Source organism: Beduinella massiliensis (genome assembly GCF_900199405.1).
In the GTDB taxonomy this organism is placed as follows: domain Bacteria; phylum Bacillota; class Clostridia; order Christensenellales; family Aristaeellaceae; genus Beduinella; species Beduinella massiliensis.
This window is the reverse complement of record NZ_LT963430.1, coordinates 542,438-557,685: the sequence shown is the minus strand read 5'-3', so window position 1 is coordinate 557,685 and position 15,248 is coordinate 542,438. Positions and strand designations below refer to the sequence as shown.

Here is a 15,248-nt window from a genome sequence, read left to right as displayed (position 1 = left end):
TATCCAGCCGAACGGACAGCCCGGCCTGCGGTCAGTCCTCCCGTTCGCCTTCCGCCTCAGCGTCCGACGAAGACGAGGACTCCGGCGCATCTGCGGCTTCCTCAAAAGCCTCTTCCTCCGCCTCAGCTTCGTCCTCGGGCTCCGCCTCCTGCGCGCCGTCCCCGGCGTCCGGCGAACCGCCCGCCTCCTGCGCCCGCTCCCGCTGCATGCGGGCGATGATCTCCTTGACCTGCTCCAGCTCTTCGGGGGAGAGCGCCATCATCTTGGCGGACATATCCACCTTTTTCGCGGCGCGATCCACCTTTTCAGACACGTTCTTGCAGAACGCGTCGCTCACGAACTTGCCCTGCTCGACCGTGAGCTCGCCCTTTTCGATCAGGCCGTCCGCGATTTCCTTCGCCTTTTCCGCCGTGACCGCCACCGCGCCCACGCCGGCCATCAGCACCTTTCTCAGTTCGTCATACAGCGCCATCGCCTTGCGCCCCCTTTCTGTCTGCATTGTAAATCCCGGACGGCTCCCTGTCAAGGAAAACGGCGTCCGGGTCAGCGTTCAGAGCCTGTACACGTACTCCTCCGCGAAGTGCGCGGCGGTCGCGCCGTCCGCCGCGGCGGTCACGATCTGGCGCAGCGGCTTTTGCCGCAGGTCGCCCGCGGCGTAGACGCCCGGCAGGTTCGTGCGCGTGGACTCGTCCGCGGCCACGTAGCCCGCCTCGTCCAGCTCCACCTGGCCGCGCACGAGCTCCGTGCTCGGCACGCGGCCGACCGCCACGAAGATGCCGTCCACCGCGATGTCGCTCACCTCGCCGGTCTTCACGTCCTCCAGCCGCAGGCCCGTCACGCGCTTTTCGTGCAGGATGGCCACGGGCCTTCGGCTCAGCAGAAATTCGACGCCGCTCTCCTCGATCAGCGCGCGCTCCCGCCGCGAGGCGCGCAGCTCGTCCCGCCGATGCACGAGGTAGACCTTCTTGCAGATCTTGGAGAGGAACAGCGCGTCCGCTGCGGCGCTGTTGCCCCCGCCCACGACGGCGACCGTCTTGCCGCGGTAGAACATGCCGTCGCAGGTCGCGCAGTAGGCGACGCCCTTGCCCCGCAGCGCGCGCTCGTCCGCAAGCCCCAGCTCGCGCGGCGCGGCGCCCATCGCGAGCACCACCGTGCGGCCCAGCAGCGTGCCGCTTTCCGTCTCAAGGCGCTTGGGGCTGCTTGAAAGGTCCGCCGAAAGCGCCTGACCGAAGACCGACTCCGCGCCGAAGCGCTCTGCCCCTCGCTGCATGCGCTCGGCGAGCTGCATGCCGTCGATGCCGTCCTCAAAGCCCGGATAGTTGTCGATCTGCTCGGTGGTGGCCATCTGCCCGCCGGGCGACAGCGTTTCGATCACCCGGACCGTAAGCCCCGCCCGCGCGCCGTACAGCGCCGCCGTGTAGCCCGCGGGCCCGCCGCCGACTACCAGCATGTCGTAAATCTTTTCTTCCATCGCCGTATCCTCTCTTCCGAATGCCCGGGGCTTCCTCAAAGCGCACCGTTTTCCCGCAGCCAGCCCTCGATCTGCCCACGCGACTGCGGCGCCACCAGCGCCTCGCCCATCGCCTGGCCGCCCCGAAACACGATCAGAGAGGGAATCGTCTCCACCTCGTAACGCCCGGTCAGCTCCGGCTGCTCGTCGATGTCGATCGTGCCCACCTTCACCTTGCCCGCAAGGCTTTCGGCCAGCGCCTCGACCGCCGGGGCGATCCGGCGGCAGTAGCCGCACCAGGGCGCGCTGAACTCCACCATCACCGTCTCCTGCGCCGAAAGCACCTCGGCTTCAAAATTTTCCTTCGTCAGCTTCGTCATTGCCATATGCTGCGCCTCCTTTTGTACATCTTCTCCGGCCCTGCCGGGGTTTATACCGGCTGCCTCGCGCCGAAGATCTTCCTGTCGATCGTCCCGATCGTGATGTGCCGAAGACGCTCCATGCACAGTGCGTCCAGGTCGTCGTACACCTCGTCCAGGATGCCCGCCATGCCCGACGCCACCAGGCAGGCCATGTCCTTGTCGCCGCTGTGCCACGACGCGCACACGAACCGCGCGTTCAGCGCCTGCGCCACGCGGCAAAGGCTCACCTCGTCCGCATCCTGCGTGAAGTGATATCCGCCGTCCAGCCCTTCCTTCGTCTCCACGAGCCCCGCGCGCTTGAGCTGCGCCATCACCTTGCGGATGCGCGCCGGGTTCGTGCAGACGTTGCCCGCCAGCACCTCGCTGGAAAGCGTCTCCTTCTTATGGTTCAGGTAGACAAGCGCGTGCACAGCTACCGCAAATTCACTCGTCATGTCGCTCCACCGCCTATCTGTATTTCCGTTCGTTACAGTATTATTCTAGCGCTTTCCGGCGGGTTTGTCAAGCGCCGGGGGGCAAAATGTTCGCGCGCTCCGCGCAAAAGGGCGGGCCGCCGCGGGGACGACCGGCAATCGTCCCGCGCGGCGGCCCGCTTCATTCTTACAGCTTGATCGAAACGAAGACGTCCCCCTTGCCCTCGACGCGCACGACTTCCAACCCCTTATGCGCGCGCAGGATCTCCCGGCATTCGCGCCACAGGGCGCAGGCGTTCTCCCGGTTCACGAGCGGACGGAAGGCCTCCGGGAAGCTCTTTTGCATGTCCGTAAACGCGCTCTCCGGCAGCAGGCGCAGCACGAGGCCCGCGAGCGCATCCGGAACAGGGAGAAAGAGGCGGCAATCCGGCGACTTAATTCGTATCCGCATGGCGCGCCCCGTCAGTTCACGAAGATGCGCACCGTGGTGCCGTCCGCCGACTCCACGTTGACAAAGTCGCCTTCCACCTCGGCGTCCAGGCACTCGGAGACGGCCTCCATCACTTCGGTCAGGTCCACGCCCTGAAGGCTCGCCTCCGAAATGGGCAGCTTGCCGGTCGCCTTCACGATCTTCTTGATCGCGCCCACCGGGAACTGGATCTTCACGTTGTCGCCCTCGGCGCTCTCCACGAGCACGCGGAGCAGCTTTTTGTCATACCTGCTCGCCTCCGGCGCCGCAAGCGGCCCGGGGGCGTCCGCGTTCAGGGCGGCCATCAGCTCGGCCGCCTGCTCCGCCGTGACCGTTCCCTGCTCCACCATCCGTAAAATCCGCATCTTTTCGTCCATCGCGCGTTTCCTCCCGTCATTCGTCTTATTTGAGTTGTGCGATCGCCTGTTCCGCCGTGATCTCGCCGTTTTCCAGCGACTTGAGGATTTCCTCCCGCTTCGCCGCCTGCTCGTCCGCGCCGGTCTCGTAGCCGAGCTTTTTGATCACCGTATCCAGCCTGGCGCGAACCGTCGGGTAGGAAATGCCCAGCGCTCGCTCCATCTCCTTGATGTTCCCCCGGCAGCGCAGGAACGTCTCCGTGAAGTACAGCTCTTCGTTCGACAGGTAGTCGAACTTGCTGAGCCTGAACGTATTTTCGATGACCGTGTCGCAGGCCTCGCATTTGAGCCTTGCCACGGTGAGCTCGCCTTGGCACACGGGGCAGCGGCTGATGACCTTTTTCACACCCTCACTCCCTTCGCTGTAAACAATATAATACACATCTTCAAATAAGTCAATATAAAAATCAATATATTTAATTTTAAAATTGATTATTTTAAGTTTTTGATTTAAATACTTTTATTTTCTTCCGCATGTCCAAAAAGAAAAGACGCGGCCCGTTGGCCGCGCCTCCGCTCCCGCGTTCTTTTACGCCACCCCGACCGTGATCAGGATGTTCGCGTAGGTGCGCTTTTCGCCCGTGGAGATCGCCAGGCGCACGTCCGGCTCGCAGCAGCGCTCGTAGAAGGCGTAGCGCTCCATCTTGCGGGGGGCCATGCCGCCCAGCATCTGCGTAAACTCCGCGAAGATTTCCGGCTCGCCGCCCTCAGTGGGCTGCATGACCGTCGCGTCCTCGACGACGATCTCCTTTTGCAGCGCCTCCAGCACCTGCGTGACCGTGGGCACGCCCGCCGTCAGGCCGAGAAACACCTTCTGCGCGTCGCCGGTGCGCGATTGCAGCGGATAGTTGCCGTCCGCGATGAGGATTTTGTCCCCGTGGCCGCACAGCGAAAGCGCCTGCATGATTTGGGGATGAATGCACCCGTCCAGCATCATCAGAAAAAACCTCCCTTTCGTGCCTGCCGCGCCGGGGCGCGCCCGCCGCGTGCATCTGTCATAAGGTATTGGACAAATCTTCGCGATCTCCTGCCCAAAGCGAGCGCCCTGCCGGAGCTTTCGCTTTCCGGCAGGGCGCGTCTGTTCGGCCTCTCCCGCGCGCTCAGATGATTTCGAGGTAATCCTTGTCCGGCAGCGGGGCGAAGGGCGCGGTCGGCAGCGTCTGGTACCAGTACGCCACCGACGCGATGTCGTCCTGCAGCGGCAGGTAGCGTCCGCCGCTTCTCCACCCCAGCGCCTGGATCGTCACCCGCAGCTCCTCCTCAAACCGGACTGGGTCCTGCAGGTGCCACCGGTACATCCCGAACCGCATCTGGCTCTTGTACAGCTTGTCCGCGCAGATCACCTGCGGCAGCCCCGCGTACGGCGTCGTGAACGGCACGTATTTGTCGTGCGTGAACGGGTCCTCGAAGTCGTACGACCCGCAGAAGTAGTCCTCCGTTCCCGTCCCGCAGATCGTCGGGTACTCCCTGTCCCCGTCGATGTAGAACTTGATTTCGCCCTCGCCCCACCAGCCGCGGTTGTTCACGCCCCACGCCATGTAGGTGCCCACGTAGTGACCCTTCCCCTTTACGCCGTCCAGGAGCGTGTAGACCTCCTTGTACGGCAGCGGATTCACACGCCTGAACTGCGCGCAGAAGTACGCCGCGTCCTCTTCCACCTCCGTCAGGCAGTAGTCGATCTGGTAGTAGATCGTCACCGGCTCCTCCGCTCGGTTTTCCAGCGTCATCCGGCACCGCTTTCGGAACGGCATCGGCCAGTAGCAGTTGAACGCGCTTCCCGGGTTCACGCACACCGCCAGCGACGACACCTGCGCGTATTCCCCCCAGCCGCACGCGAAGAAGTCCCCGATCGGCGATTCCACCGACGCGTTCTCCTGACCGTCCCAGTACATCCTGAGGATCGTATTGCGCCAGCTTCCCGTCGGCGTCAGCCAGATGTGCTGGATGCAGCCCGGCCCTTCGATGTCCGCGATTTCAAACGTCTCGCCCGGCTGGATGATGATGTACGGGTTCACCTTCCATCCAAGGCCCAGGTCCCGCGCCGCGCGCTTCGCGTTCCCCTCTTCCAGCGGGCAGCGTCCGCCCCCGCCTACCTCGCCCTTGTAGTTCTCCGGCGAGATCGACCGCGTCTTCGCGTTTGACAGCTTGAAAATGTCCGCCATGCTTCCGATTCCGTTGTATGCCATGATCTTGTCCTCCTCGTTTTTTCGATGAAGCCGCCGCCCGTGGCGCGGCCGTCATTCCTTCTTCGTTTCCAGCGCCGGCACCATTTTATTGCATCCTGCCGAAGTCTTCAACGCCGTGCTTTGCGCGCTTTTTTGCGCTTTTTGCGCCTTTAGGGCATCCATAGCGAGACCACCGCTCCCGCGAGCACCAGCGCGGTCAGCAGCTTGACGAGCGGCATGTACCGCCGGAGCTTGTCCGACGCCTCGAACGTGCCCTTGACGCGCACGACGAAGCAGGCGATCAGCGCCGAGGGCGCGAGGAACGACAGGCAGTACGCGAGCAGCAGCAGCGCCATGCGCCCGGCCTCCGTCCCCGCGTGCAGCGCACTCAGCAGCGTCGCCAGGTACACCTGGCCCGCGCACATGAACTCCCCGAGGGAGACGAGCGCCCCCGCCCCCGCGACCGCGAGCAACAGCCCGCCCGGGTGCGAGCGCACCGCCCGCCGAATGCAGCGCGAGAGCCCGCCCCGCAGCCGCGCGGGGAGCTGGTTTCGCACGGCCCCGTAGCGCTCGCGCAGCGCGCTTGCGGCGTCCATCAGGTTGAGCACGACCAGCACAGCCGAAACCGCCGTCGCCGCCAGGCGCACCGCGCCCGGCAGCCAGGCCGCGTCCGTCGCCGCAAACGCCGCGAGGAACACCGTGCCGATCAGAAAGTAGCAGACGCCCTTGACCGCAAGGTACACGGCCGCGTACCGTCCCGCGCCGCGCCCGGCCGTCAGCAGCGCCGAAAGCAGCACCAGCAGCATCGAAAGCGCGCAGGGGTTCAGCCCGCCGACGAGGCCCGCCAGCACCGTCGCCCCGAGGCCCAGCGCGGAGGGTCCGCCCGCCGCGGAAGACGCCGCCTCCGCCTGGGCAGCCGCGCCGTCCGTCAGCGCGCCGCCCGCCGCGAGCGTCTCCGGCAGCGAGGCGAGGATCGCGTCCGCGCCCGCGAGGTAGGTATCCCGCAGGAACACGGTCGGGGCCATCTGCTCGTCCTCCGGCACGCCGTAGCGCGCAAAGAGCGCCTGCGCCGCCGGGAGGTCGGCGGCGATGTTGACCTCCTCGACGACGAGCCGCGAGCGCACGGTCCCTCCCTGCCCGTCCGCCGCCTCGATCTCCTCCGGCAGCGAGGCGAGCAGGTCCTTCACGCGCGCGCAGCTCTGGCAGGCCGTCACGTACAGGTAGGTCACCCGGCTTTCCGGCTCCTCCGCGGCCGCCGCGCACGACGGGATCATCGCCAAGAGAAGCAGGAGCAGCGCGAAGAGCCGCCTCATCGCCCCGCCTCCCTTCTGAGACAAACCGTCGCCGCGTCGGGCCAGGCCCCCAGCAGCATCCGCACGCGCGCGCCGAGCGCGGCGGCCTCCCGCGGCGCATCCGTCGGCAGCGCCGCCTCGATCTCCGCGTGCGCGCGGCTGAGCACGGCCGAGCGGTGGATCTCGCAGGGCTCGGGGTCGCCGAAGAACTCCACGCTCAGCGCGAGCACCGTCTCCTCGGGGAGCGTCAGGCGCTCCAGACGATCTGAAAAGAGCGCGCCGCCCAGGGCGTCCCGAACTTCCAGGCAAAGCCGCGCCCTTTCCTTCCTGCGCAGCAAGGCTCATCCCTCCCCGTTCCCGAGCAGCGCCCCGGCGTCCGGGGTCACCGCGTCCGGGCGTTCCTCGATGCGGCTGGGCAGGGAAAGAAAGATGGAGTCCCTGCCCATCAGCCAGTCCTCCCCGTAAATCACCAGAGGGACGTAGTACTGATCCTCCGGAATGTCGTACCTGGCATGCACCGCGCGTTCGAGCAGCATGCCCTCCTGCGTGCCCACGTCGATCCTTACGACCTCCACGTCCGCCGGCAGCGCGCGCTCGATCCACTTGGAGACCTTCTTGCAGTCCTCGCAGTAGGCGCTGTAAAAGTAGAGCACGCTGCGCTTCGGACGGCTCTGGATCAGCGCGTCCCGCTGCGCCCGAAGCGCCTCGTAGCCGGGGTAGTCCGCGCCGCCCGACGCGATATACGCCTCGATCGCCGCGTCCTGCGTCCCATCCGCCGGAAAGGGCGCGCCGCCGACCAGCACGAGCGGCAGGTCGAAGCCCTCCGGCGCCGCATCCGCAAGCCGCTCCGTCAGCTCCTGATAGCGCTCCGGCGTCCGGCGCAGGTTGCACAGGCGGACGTCCCGCCCGTCCCCGGCCTCCTCCAGCAGCGCGCGGTAGCGCAGGTAGAGCTCGTCTTCCACCGTGCAGTGATCGGCGCAGGGCTTTTCCGCGCCCATGCAGCCCCCGCAGGGGTCGATGCAGTAGATTTCCAGGCAGTCCTCCGCCCGGCCCGAAGGGGCCGGGGCGAACAGCAGGCAGCACAGCGCCGCCGCGATCCATCCTTTCATGCGGGCCCCTCCCTTCCCGGCAGTCCTCAGCCCTGCGCGTCTTCCCCGGTCAGCGGGTGGAAGCAGAGCACCCTGCGCCCGCCGCAAAGGCTTCTGCTTTCGGGCCGCCGCGCGCGGCATTCCTCCGTCGCGTAGGGGCAGCGGGGCGCGAACTTGCAGCAGGTGAGCGAGAAGTCCTGCGTTTCGCCGTCGGACATGCGGATGTTCTTCTTCCACTTGTCGCCCACGTGCGGCACCGAGTTCATCAAAAGCTCCGTGTAGGGGTGCGCCGGGTTTTCCATGATCTCCGCCGCCGTGCCGAACTCGATCAGGCTGCCGCGGTAGAGCGTGGCGATGTAGTCGCTGACGTAGTAGGCGGTGGAAAGGTCGTGGGTGATGTAGATGAAGCTGATGCCGTACTGATCGCGAATCTGCTTGAAGAGGTTGACGATGTTCATCTTCATCGAGGCGTCGATCATGGCGACCGGCTCGTCCGCGATGATGAGCTTGGGCGACGTGATCAGCGCGCGCGCGATGGACACGCGCTGCAATTCGCCGCCGGAAAACTGGGTGGAGTACTTGCCGCGCACGACCTCGTAGCTGAGGCCCACGGCCGCAAGCGCCTCGTCGGTCTTTTTCACGGCCTCGTCGTAGCTCTTTGCGCCGCCGAAGGCGCGCGCGGTGTCGATCAGGTACTTCGCCACCTGGCGGCGGGCGGAGAACGCCTCAAAGGGGTTTTGAAAGATCGGCTGCACCAGCGTGCGGAAGCGCGGGTTGCTCACGGCCCGGCGGTCGTGGCAGTCCTTTCCGTCCAGCAGCACCGTGCCGCGCGTGGGGGCGAGCAGGCGCAGGATCATCTTGGTCAGCGTGGTCTTGCCGCAGCCGGACTCCCCGACGATCGAGAGGATCGTGGGCCTGTCCCCCGGGATCGAGAAGCTCACGTCGTCCACGGCGGTCATCTTCTTGCCCACGACGAAGCTGCCGATGCGGAATTCCTTCGTGAGGTGCTGCAGTTCGAGCAGGTTTTCAGCCATCGATTTTGCCTCCCTTCATTTCGGGATCGAGCAGGTGGCAGGCCGCGAAGCGGCCGGGCTTCACCTCGCGCAGCTTCGGCACGCGCGCGCGGCAGGCCTCCGTCGCGCGCGGGCAGCGCGGCGCGAACCGGCAGCCCGGCGGCGGGTTGCGCAGCGAGGGCGGCGCGCCGGGGATGCCCTCCTTGGGCCGCTTGTCGCCCACGCGGGGCAGCGCGCCGATCAGCATCTGCGTGTAGGGGTGGATGGGGTCCTCGAAGATGGCCTCCGTGGGGCCCAGCTCCATCATGCTGCCGGAGTACATGATGCCCATGCGGTGGGTGATCTGGTAGTGCACGCCCATGTCGTGGCTGACGATGACGAACGTGTTCTTCATCTTCTGCTGAAGTTCCATCAGCATCATGAGGATCGCGCGCTGCACCACGACGTCCAGCGCCGTGGTCGGCTCGTCCGCGAGGATGAGGCTGGGGCGCAAAAAGGTCGCCATGGCGATGACCACGCGCTGGCGCATGCCGCCGGAAAGCTGGTGCGGGTAGGCCTTGAGGATGTCGGGGCTGAGCGAAAGCTCCTCCATGTAGGCGCAAAGCCGCGCGTCCATGGCCTTCCTGTCCTCGTCCGGGCGGTGGCGGCGGATGATCTCGTAGAACTGCTCCTCCACGCGGAACACGGGGTTGAGCACGCTCTGCGCGGCCTGGGGCACGTAGGAGATGGAATCCCACCAGGCCTTCCTGATCTGCCCGCTCTCGTAGGCGCGCGTGTCTCCCCTGCCGTCCTTGGCCTCCAGCAGGACCCTGCCCTGCGTCAGCTCCAGCGGGAAGGAGATCAGGTCGTACAGGATTTTGAGCAGCGTGGACTTGCCGCAGCCCGACTCGCCCGCGATGCCGAAGATTTCGTCGTCGTGAATTTGAAAGGATACGTCCTCGACCGCGAGCACGGGGCCGGTGATCGTCCGGTACTGCGCGGATACGTTTTCAACCTTCATCATACGCTCAGCGCCCCCTCTTCGTGGAGGTATAGTCGTTATACCCCGTGTAGGTCAAAAACAGGCCGATGAACAGCACGATCGTCGCGATGACCGGCGAGCCGATCCAGAACCACTGCTTGAGCAATATCGCCTGGTACTGGCGCGCCCAGTAGATCATGTTGCCCAGCGTCGCCGTGGTCGTGGAGGAAAGGCCCAGGACGGCCAGGCTGGCTTCCGAGCCGATGGCCACCAGGATGGTGTTGATGAAGTTTGCCATGGACCAGGAGAGCACGTGGGGCACGATCTCCACGCAGATGATCTTGAGCGTGCTCTCGCCCGAAAAGCGCGCGGTGTTGATGAATTCGCGCTCGCGGATGGTCAGCGCCATGCTGCGCGCCTGGCGCGCGGGCCAGGGCCAGTTGAAGATGATGAGGATGCCCGCGATCGCCATGATCGACGCGCGCCCCTTGAGGATGGAGCCCATCAGGATCAGGATGGGCAGCGAGGGCACGACGATGATCGAGTCGCAGATGAACATGAGGATGCGGTCCAGCGCGCCGCCGACGAAGCCCGCCGTGAGGCCCACGAGCACGCCGATGACCGTGGCGAAGAGCGCGACCGTCATGCCCAGGATGATCGAATTCTTGATGGATTCCACCAGCAGCCAGAAGATGTCCTGGCCCTGCTTGTTCGTGCCGAAGAAGTGCTCCAGGCTGGGCCTCAGGTTCTTCTTGAAGGCGCTGAGCGCCATGGGGTCCGTCTGGTTGAACAGCGGGAAGATAAAGCCCAGGATCAAAAAGCACAGCGTGATGATGAGGCCGATCTTAAACCGGAGGCTCATCGCACGCCACACCTGTCCGACGGTGGCGTTATGTCTGCGTTTCATGAGTATGTCTCCTCCTTTTCTACCTCTCTTTGGGGCGCCCGTCAGCTATAGCGGATGCGCGGGTCGAGGAACGGATAGATCAGGTCGATGATGAGCGTCGCGGTAGAGACGGCGAAGATGGAGATGGTGATGAGCCCCAGCATCAGGTTGTAGTCCGCGGAGGTGATCGCGTTTTGCAGCAGCATGCCGACGCCCGGATAGCCGAAGAAGATCTCCGTCATCAAAGAGCCGCTGAACACGCCGCCCAGGTGCAGCCCGAGCGCCGTCACCTGCGTGAGAATGGAGTTGCGGAACACGTAGCGGTAGCCGATCGTGCGCTCCGAAAGGCCCTTCATGCGCCCATAGCTCACGAAGTCCTCCTCCGCGACGTTGGAGGATAGGGACTTCATGCTGATGATCCACCAGCCGCAGCCGAGCAGGATCAGCGAAAGCGCGGGCAGGAAGGAGTTATATACGACTTTGGACAGCCACTCCCACGAGAAGGAGAAGGTGGCCGGCAAAGTTGCCATCAATGGGAACCACTTGTTGATGTAGCAGAACAGGATGATGAAGACCAGCGCCATGATGAAGTAAGGCGTGGGATAAATGCAGATGCTGACCGTTTCCAGCAGCTTGGAATACCACTTGTCCTTTTTAAAGCCCGCCAGCAGGCCGATCGCGTTGCCGGCGATCCACGAAAACAGCGTCGTGAACAGTAGCAGGCTCACCGTGTAGGGCAGGGAGGCGGAGATGAGGTCCATCACCCGCGTAGGGTACATGGAAAGGGACGGGCCGAAGTCGAAGGTCAGCATGCGGCCGATGGCGGTCGTGTACTGCTCCCAGAGGGTTCCGTCCAGGCCGAATTGCTTTTGCAGCGTCGCGCGCGTCGCGTCGATTTCCTCGGGCGTCACGCGGGTGCCCATCGTCGTCATCTTGGCGATCATCGACTCGATGGGGTCGGAGGGCATCATGCGCTGAATGACGAACACGATGGATACGCCGACCCAGATGGTCAGGACCCAGATCAGGATGCGCGTGAGAAAAAATTTCACCAGTTTCACCCAAAGGCACCTCCTCGATTGTAAACCGGTCTGTTTGCCGCGCCGCCCTGCAGATGCCATGGGAGAGCGCGCGGGGATGTGAAAAAGCTTCACATCCCCGCCGGGCTATCTTCTTACCATGAGTCAGGGATTCTTATCGGGCGGCGGGGGTGATTTCCGGCATCTGGAACTTGAAGCAGGACCACCACCACCACGGACCGTCGTAGGCGTTGTCGGCCGAGACGTAGTTCGTCCAGTAGTAGTTGTTGACCGGCACCAGCTTGGTCGTGCCGAACATCGGCAGCCAGCCGGCCTCTTCCACGAACGCCTTCATCAGGTTGTGCGCCACCTCTTCGATCTTCGGGTCGTCGGAGGGCAGCTTGGACATCTCGTCCAGGATGTCGGAGATCTTGTCGCTCGAAAGGTGTGCGGGGCCGCCGGCGCTGGTCTGGCCGATCGGGGAGACCAGCTTCTTGTGCCAGCCCGCGAGGTTGCCGTAGAAGTCGAGCTGCACGCCGCAGGACGGCCAGTAGGCGCCCGCGGTGAACTGGCCCATGTTGCCCAGGGTGTTGAACACGGAGCTATCGGCGGCCTGCACGGTCACGTCGAAGCCGAACGCGCGCCACTGGTCGGCGCAGGCGTAGGCCAGGCGGTTGGACTGCATCTCAAAGTCCGCGGGGGCGACGATTTCAAAGCTGAGCACTTCGCCGCCATAGGTCCACAGGCCCTGGTCGTTCTTGGAAAGGCCGCTCTTCGTGAGCAGTTCGGCCGCCTTATCCGGGTCGTGCTTCCACCAGCCGATGCCGAACAGCTCGACCAGCTCGTCCTCGCTCTCCGGCAGGCCCTCGATGCCCTCTTCCTTGAGGATCTCGGCCATCTTCAGGGCGTAGTCCTTGTCAAACGGCTGATAGCCGTCCTCCCAGGTGTAGTTCACCAGCCAGTCGCGAAGCGGCATGTGCACGGCGTTCATCATGAAGGTCGTCGGCGGCATGTTCACGGGAGACACGCGCATCTGGCCGTTGAAGGTGTCCATGGAAACCTGGTTGATGTCGAGCGCCAGCGCCATGGCCCAGCGCACGTCCACCTTGTCGAACGGCTCCGCCATGCAGTTGAACACGATGCCGCGCTGGCAGGGGTCGTCGAAGCAGCCGTAGGGATAGCTGTCCAGCCAGGTCTGCACGTATTCATTGCCCGCCTGCAGCACGTCCCAGGACTCGGGGGTGATGTCGCACAGGATGTCGATCTCGTTGTTGAGCATCGCCATCACGCGCTTTTCCTCGGTGCCGAAGCTCTGGAAGAGCACGTATTCCGGCTTGGGCTCGCCCTTGATGGCGCCCACGTCGGAGTACTGCCAGTCCTCGCGCTTCTGATAGAGGAACCAGTAGCCCTGCGGGTCGCGATCGACCAGCACGTACGGCCCGATGGAGACCGGGTCGGTGTACGGATCGGTCAGGATGTCGATCTTGGAGAAGATGTGCTCCGGAATCGGGCGGATCGAGTTGCCCCATACCGTGACGCCCATCGTCTGCGAAAGCTTCGGATAGCTTTCCAGCGTGTCGATCTGGATTTCGTAGTCGTTCACCAGGCGAATTTCCTTGATGTAGGTGGCAAGGTTCGCGCCGTCCGGCAGCTGATCCTTGTGCTCCATCAGGGTGTTGATCGTGAAGACGACGTCGTTTGCGTCGAACGTCTCGCCGTCGCTCCACTTGAGTCCCTCGCGAATCTTGACGCGAAAGGAGGTGTAGTCGTCGTTCAGGGGCTCCGGGAAGCTCGCGGCCAGGTCACAGAACTGTTCGCCCGTGATGGTGTTGATGTCCCAGAGGTTGGAATACACCAGCTGGTGCAGTCCGGAGGAGAAATTCGTGCCCGTCATGTAGGGGTTGCACTGGTAGGGGTTGCCGATTTTTCCGTCCAGCGGATCGACCACCAGCGTCTGCGAACGCGGGGTGCCTGCGATCGTCGTCTCTTCTGCGAGCGACATCGCCGGAACCATCGTTGCCAGCATGATCGCGGCCAGTACGAGGGTCAGCCATTTCTTCATTCAGGTTCCACTCCTTTTTTATTTTTACGCCAAACCCTGTTTGGCGCAATTTCTAGACCAATATTGACAGGGACTACAGGCGTCTTGAGGGCAAAAAAAAAGACGAATCCCGGCCCGAGAGTGCGCCTTTCAAATCGACACAAATTGTCTACCTTTACAGGCATTTTTGCTTTGTGCCGCCTCGGTTCAAGGCGCGTTCTCTGCCGAAATTCGCAATTTTGCGGAGCGGATTTCATCTTTATTTTACAAATTCATTATATTTGTCTTGGCGTTTTTATTCAATATTTTATTTTGTCGCTTTTTTTACTCGATTTGCGCTCTTGCGGAAGCTATGGGCGGCCCGCCCATTTGACAAGCGCCAAAAAGTATGGTTAAATGATAAAAAACGACGGCATGGTTCGTGCCGCCGCAGAGCGCACCTCTGGGACGCAAGGGGAGGTGTATCGCATGCCCAACATCCATCTGGTCGAATTTCCCGGTCCGGCGCTGGAAATCATCCGAAACCCCGTGCTCCGCTGCGTCGGGCGGTGCAGCAACATCCCCGCCTACTCCATCGACCGGCATTCCCACCCTACGGTGGAGCTCATCTACATCGTCAGCGGCCACGGCTTCGTGGAAGTGGGCGGCAGCCGCCACCCGCTGGAGCCCGGCACGATCGCGGTCTACAACCCCGGCGTGCAGCACGCGGAGCGCTTTGGCCACGAGGAGGAAGCGCCGCTCTTCTATCACCTCAAGTTCGACGAGCTCTCCATTTCGGGCATGCCGGTCAACTGCCTTCTGCCCGCCGGGCTCTCGCCCACCTTCCCCTCAAAGGAGAACGGCGCCTCGTTCGACAAGCTGCTCTCCACCATGTTTCAGGAGGCCGAGCAGCAGAGCCTCGGGTACCGCCAGATTCTCGATCACCTGCTCTACAGCGTGTTGCTGCTGACGCTGCGCATCCTGGATTCGCACTACGTGCAGCTTCGCAAGAAGGACGCGGGCTCGCTCGTCTACCAGATTCAGCAGTACTTCGCCCAGAACTTCAGCCAGAAGCTCTCGATGAAGGAGATCGCGGATCAGTTTCACATCAACGGCTGTTACCTCTCCCACCTCTTCAAGGAGAGCATCGGCCTCTCCCCCTCCGCGTACCTGACGGAATTTCGCATCAACGAGGCCTGCCGCCTGCTCTCGCAGACGGATCTGCCCATCCACCAGATTGCCAGCGACGTCGGCTACGCGAACCAGTCCAACTTCCAGATTCAGTTCAAGAAGAGCAAGGGCATGTCGCCGCTGCAATACCGGGCCTATTACGTCAAAAACCCGCTCAAGCACGTGGACGACGGCTACCCGGACGCGTGAAGGCGCCGCGGGGAGCGCGGAGAACTCCATTCTCTCCAATCTCATCCTCATCCTTCTCCATTTCTCCGTCATAAGGCGTTCCGCTTTATCGCGGAGTTTTTTCATCGGCCGCAAGCCGCGCCGTCCGCGCATTTCCCCTGTTTTTTCACAGCACTATCGTATCCTAGTCCCATCCGCTTTCCCATTGAAAAAGCGCCCTTGGGCAAAACAGGAGCTGTTGGGCCGCGCTTCGCGGCCCAACAGCCCCTGCTTTT

The 15,248-nt window shown here is 63.6% G+C and carries 18 protein-coding genes; 1 reads left to right on the top strand and 17 read right to left on the bottom strand.

Going from position 1 to position 15,248, the window contains the following annotated elements; translation table 11 throughout:
* Window positions 1-31: 31 nt before the first annotated feature.
* From C1725_RS03295 to C1725_RS03215, 17 genes are all read right to left on the bottom strand, one after another.
* A complete protein-coding gene (locus C1725_RS03295) occupies window positions 32-472 on the bottom strand; it encodes a hypothetical protein (protein WP_102410258.1) in 441 nt (146 codons plus the stop codon).
* 78 nt (window positions 473-550) lie between these two features.
* Complete coding sequence (gene trxB / locus C1725_RS03290; protein WP_102410257.1) at window positions 551-1,471, bottom strand: thioredoxin-disulfide reductase; 921 nt, start codon at window positions 1,469-1,471, stop codon at window positions 551-553.
* A 35-nt stretch (window positions 1,472-1,506) separates the two neighbouring features.
* Window positions 1,507-1,836 carry a thioredoxin domain-containing protein gene (locus C1725_RS03285; RefSeq protein ID WP_102410256.1) on the bottom strand — a complete coding sequence of 110 codons (330 nt, stop codon included), beginning with the start codon at window positions 1,834-1,836 and terminating at the stop codon, window positions 1,507-1,509.
* Between the two features lie 44 nt (window positions 1,837-1,880).
* Window positions 1,881-2,306, bottom strand: a complete 426-nt coding sequence (locus C1725_RS03280; protein ID WP_102410255.1) for an Rrf2 family transcriptional regulator — start codon at window positions 2,304-2,306, stop codon at window positions 1,881-1,883.
* Between the two features lie 166 nt (window positions 2,307-2,472).
* Window positions 2,473-2,736 (bottom strand): hypothetical protein, encoded by a 264-nt coding sequence (locus C1725_RS03275; protein ID WP_102410254.1) that lies wholly within the window; start codon window positions 2,734-2,736, stop codon window positions 2,473-2,475.
* A gap of 11 nt (window positions 2,737-2,747) precedes the next feature.
* The gene (locus C1725_RS03270; RefSeq protein WP_102410253.1) at window positions 2,748-3,131 is read right to left on the bottom strand and encodes an SHOCT-like domain-containing protein; all 384 of its coding nucleotides are present in this window, start codon (window positions 3,129-3,131) and stop codon (window positions 2,748-2,750) included.
* A gap of 25 nt (window positions 3,132-3,156) precedes the next feature.
* Window positions 3,157-3,516 (bottom strand): DUF2089 family protein, encoded by a 360-nt coding sequence (locus C1725_RS03265; protein WP_102410252.1) that lies wholly within the window; start codon window positions 3,514-3,516, stop codon window positions 3,157-3,159.
* A 183-nt stretch (window positions 3,517-3,699) separates the two neighbouring features.
* On the bottom strand, window positions 3,700-4,107 hold the full coding sequence (locus C1725_RS03260; RefSeq protein WP_102410251.1) for an RbsD/FucU domain-containing protein: 408 nt from the start codon (window positions 4,105-4,107) through the stop codon (window positions 3,700-3,702).
* 163 nt (window positions 4,108-4,270) lie between these two features.
* Window positions 4,271-5,356, bottom strand: coding sequence for a DUF2961 domain-containing protein (locus C1725_RS03255; RefSeq protein ID WP_102410250.1), 1,086 nt, complete (start codon window positions 5,354-5,356; stop codon window positions 4,271-4,273).
* 149 nt (window positions 5,357-5,505) lie between these two features.
* Window positions 5,506-6,648, bottom strand: a complete 1,143-nt coding sequence (locus C1725_RS03250; protein ID WP_102410249.1) for a hypothetical protein — start codon at window positions 6,646-6,648, stop codon at window positions 5,506-5,508.
* A complete protein-coding gene (locus C1725_RS03245) occupies window positions 6,645-6,965 on the bottom strand; it encodes a hypothetical protein (RefSeq protein WP_102410248.1) in 321 nt (106 codons plus the stop codon). The genes C1725_RS03250 and C1725_RS03245 overlap by 4 nt, the downstream gene beginning before the upstream one ends.
* Before the next feature lie 3 nt (window positions 6,966-6,968).
* Window positions 6,969-7,736, bottom strand: coding sequence for a thioredoxin domain-containing protein (locus tag C1725_RS03240; RefSeq protein WP_102410247.1), 768 nt, complete (start codon window positions 7,734-7,736; stop codon window positions 6,969-6,971).
* A 26-nt stretch (window positions 7,737-7,762) separates the two neighbouring features.
* A complete protein-coding gene (locus tag C1725_RS03235) occupies window positions 7,763-8,749 on the bottom strand; it encodes an oligopeptide/dipeptide ABC transporter ATP-binding protein (RefSeq protein ID WP_102410246.1) in 987 nt (328 codons plus the stop codon).
* Window positions 8,742-9,731, bottom strand: coding sequence for an oligopeptide/dipeptide ABC transporter ATP-binding protein (locus tag C1725_RS03230; protein WP_102410245.1), 990 nt, complete (start codon window positions 9,729-9,731; stop codon window positions 8,742-8,744). Before C1725_RS03230 ends, C1725_RS03235 begins: the two co-directional genes overlap by 8 nt.
* 4 nt (window positions 9,732-9,735) lie before the next feature.
* Window positions 9,736-10,596, bottom strand: coding sequence for an ABC transporter permease (locus C1725_RS03225; RefSeq protein WP_346026292.1), 861 nt, complete (start codon window positions 10,594-10,596; stop codon window positions 9,736-9,738).
* 41 nt (window positions 10,597-10,637) lie between these two features.
* The gene (locus tag C1725_RS03220) at window positions 10,638-11,636 is read right to left on the bottom strand and encodes an ABC transporter permease subunit (protein WP_102410244.1); all 999 of its coding nucleotides are present in this window, start codon (window positions 11,634-11,636) and stop codon (window positions 10,638-10,640) included.
* A 133-nt stretch (window positions 11,637-11,769) separates the two neighbouring features.
* A complete protein-coding gene (locus tag C1725_RS03215; RefSeq protein WP_102410243.1) occupies window positions 11,770-13,656 on the bottom strand; it encodes an ABC transporter substrate-binding protein in 1,887 nt (628 codons plus the stop codon).
* 447 nt (window positions 13,657-14,103) lie between these two features.
* Between C1725_RS03215 and C1725_RS03210 the strand changes: the two genes are divergently transcribed.
* Window positions 14,104-14,994 carry a helix-turn-helix domain-containing protein gene (locus tag C1725_RS03210; protein WP_346026291.1) on the top strand — a complete coding sequence of 297 codons (891 nt, stop codon included), beginning with the start codon at window positions 14,104-14,106 and terminating at the stop codon, window positions 14,992-14,994.
* Window positions 14,995-15,248: the final 254 nt, after the last annotated feature.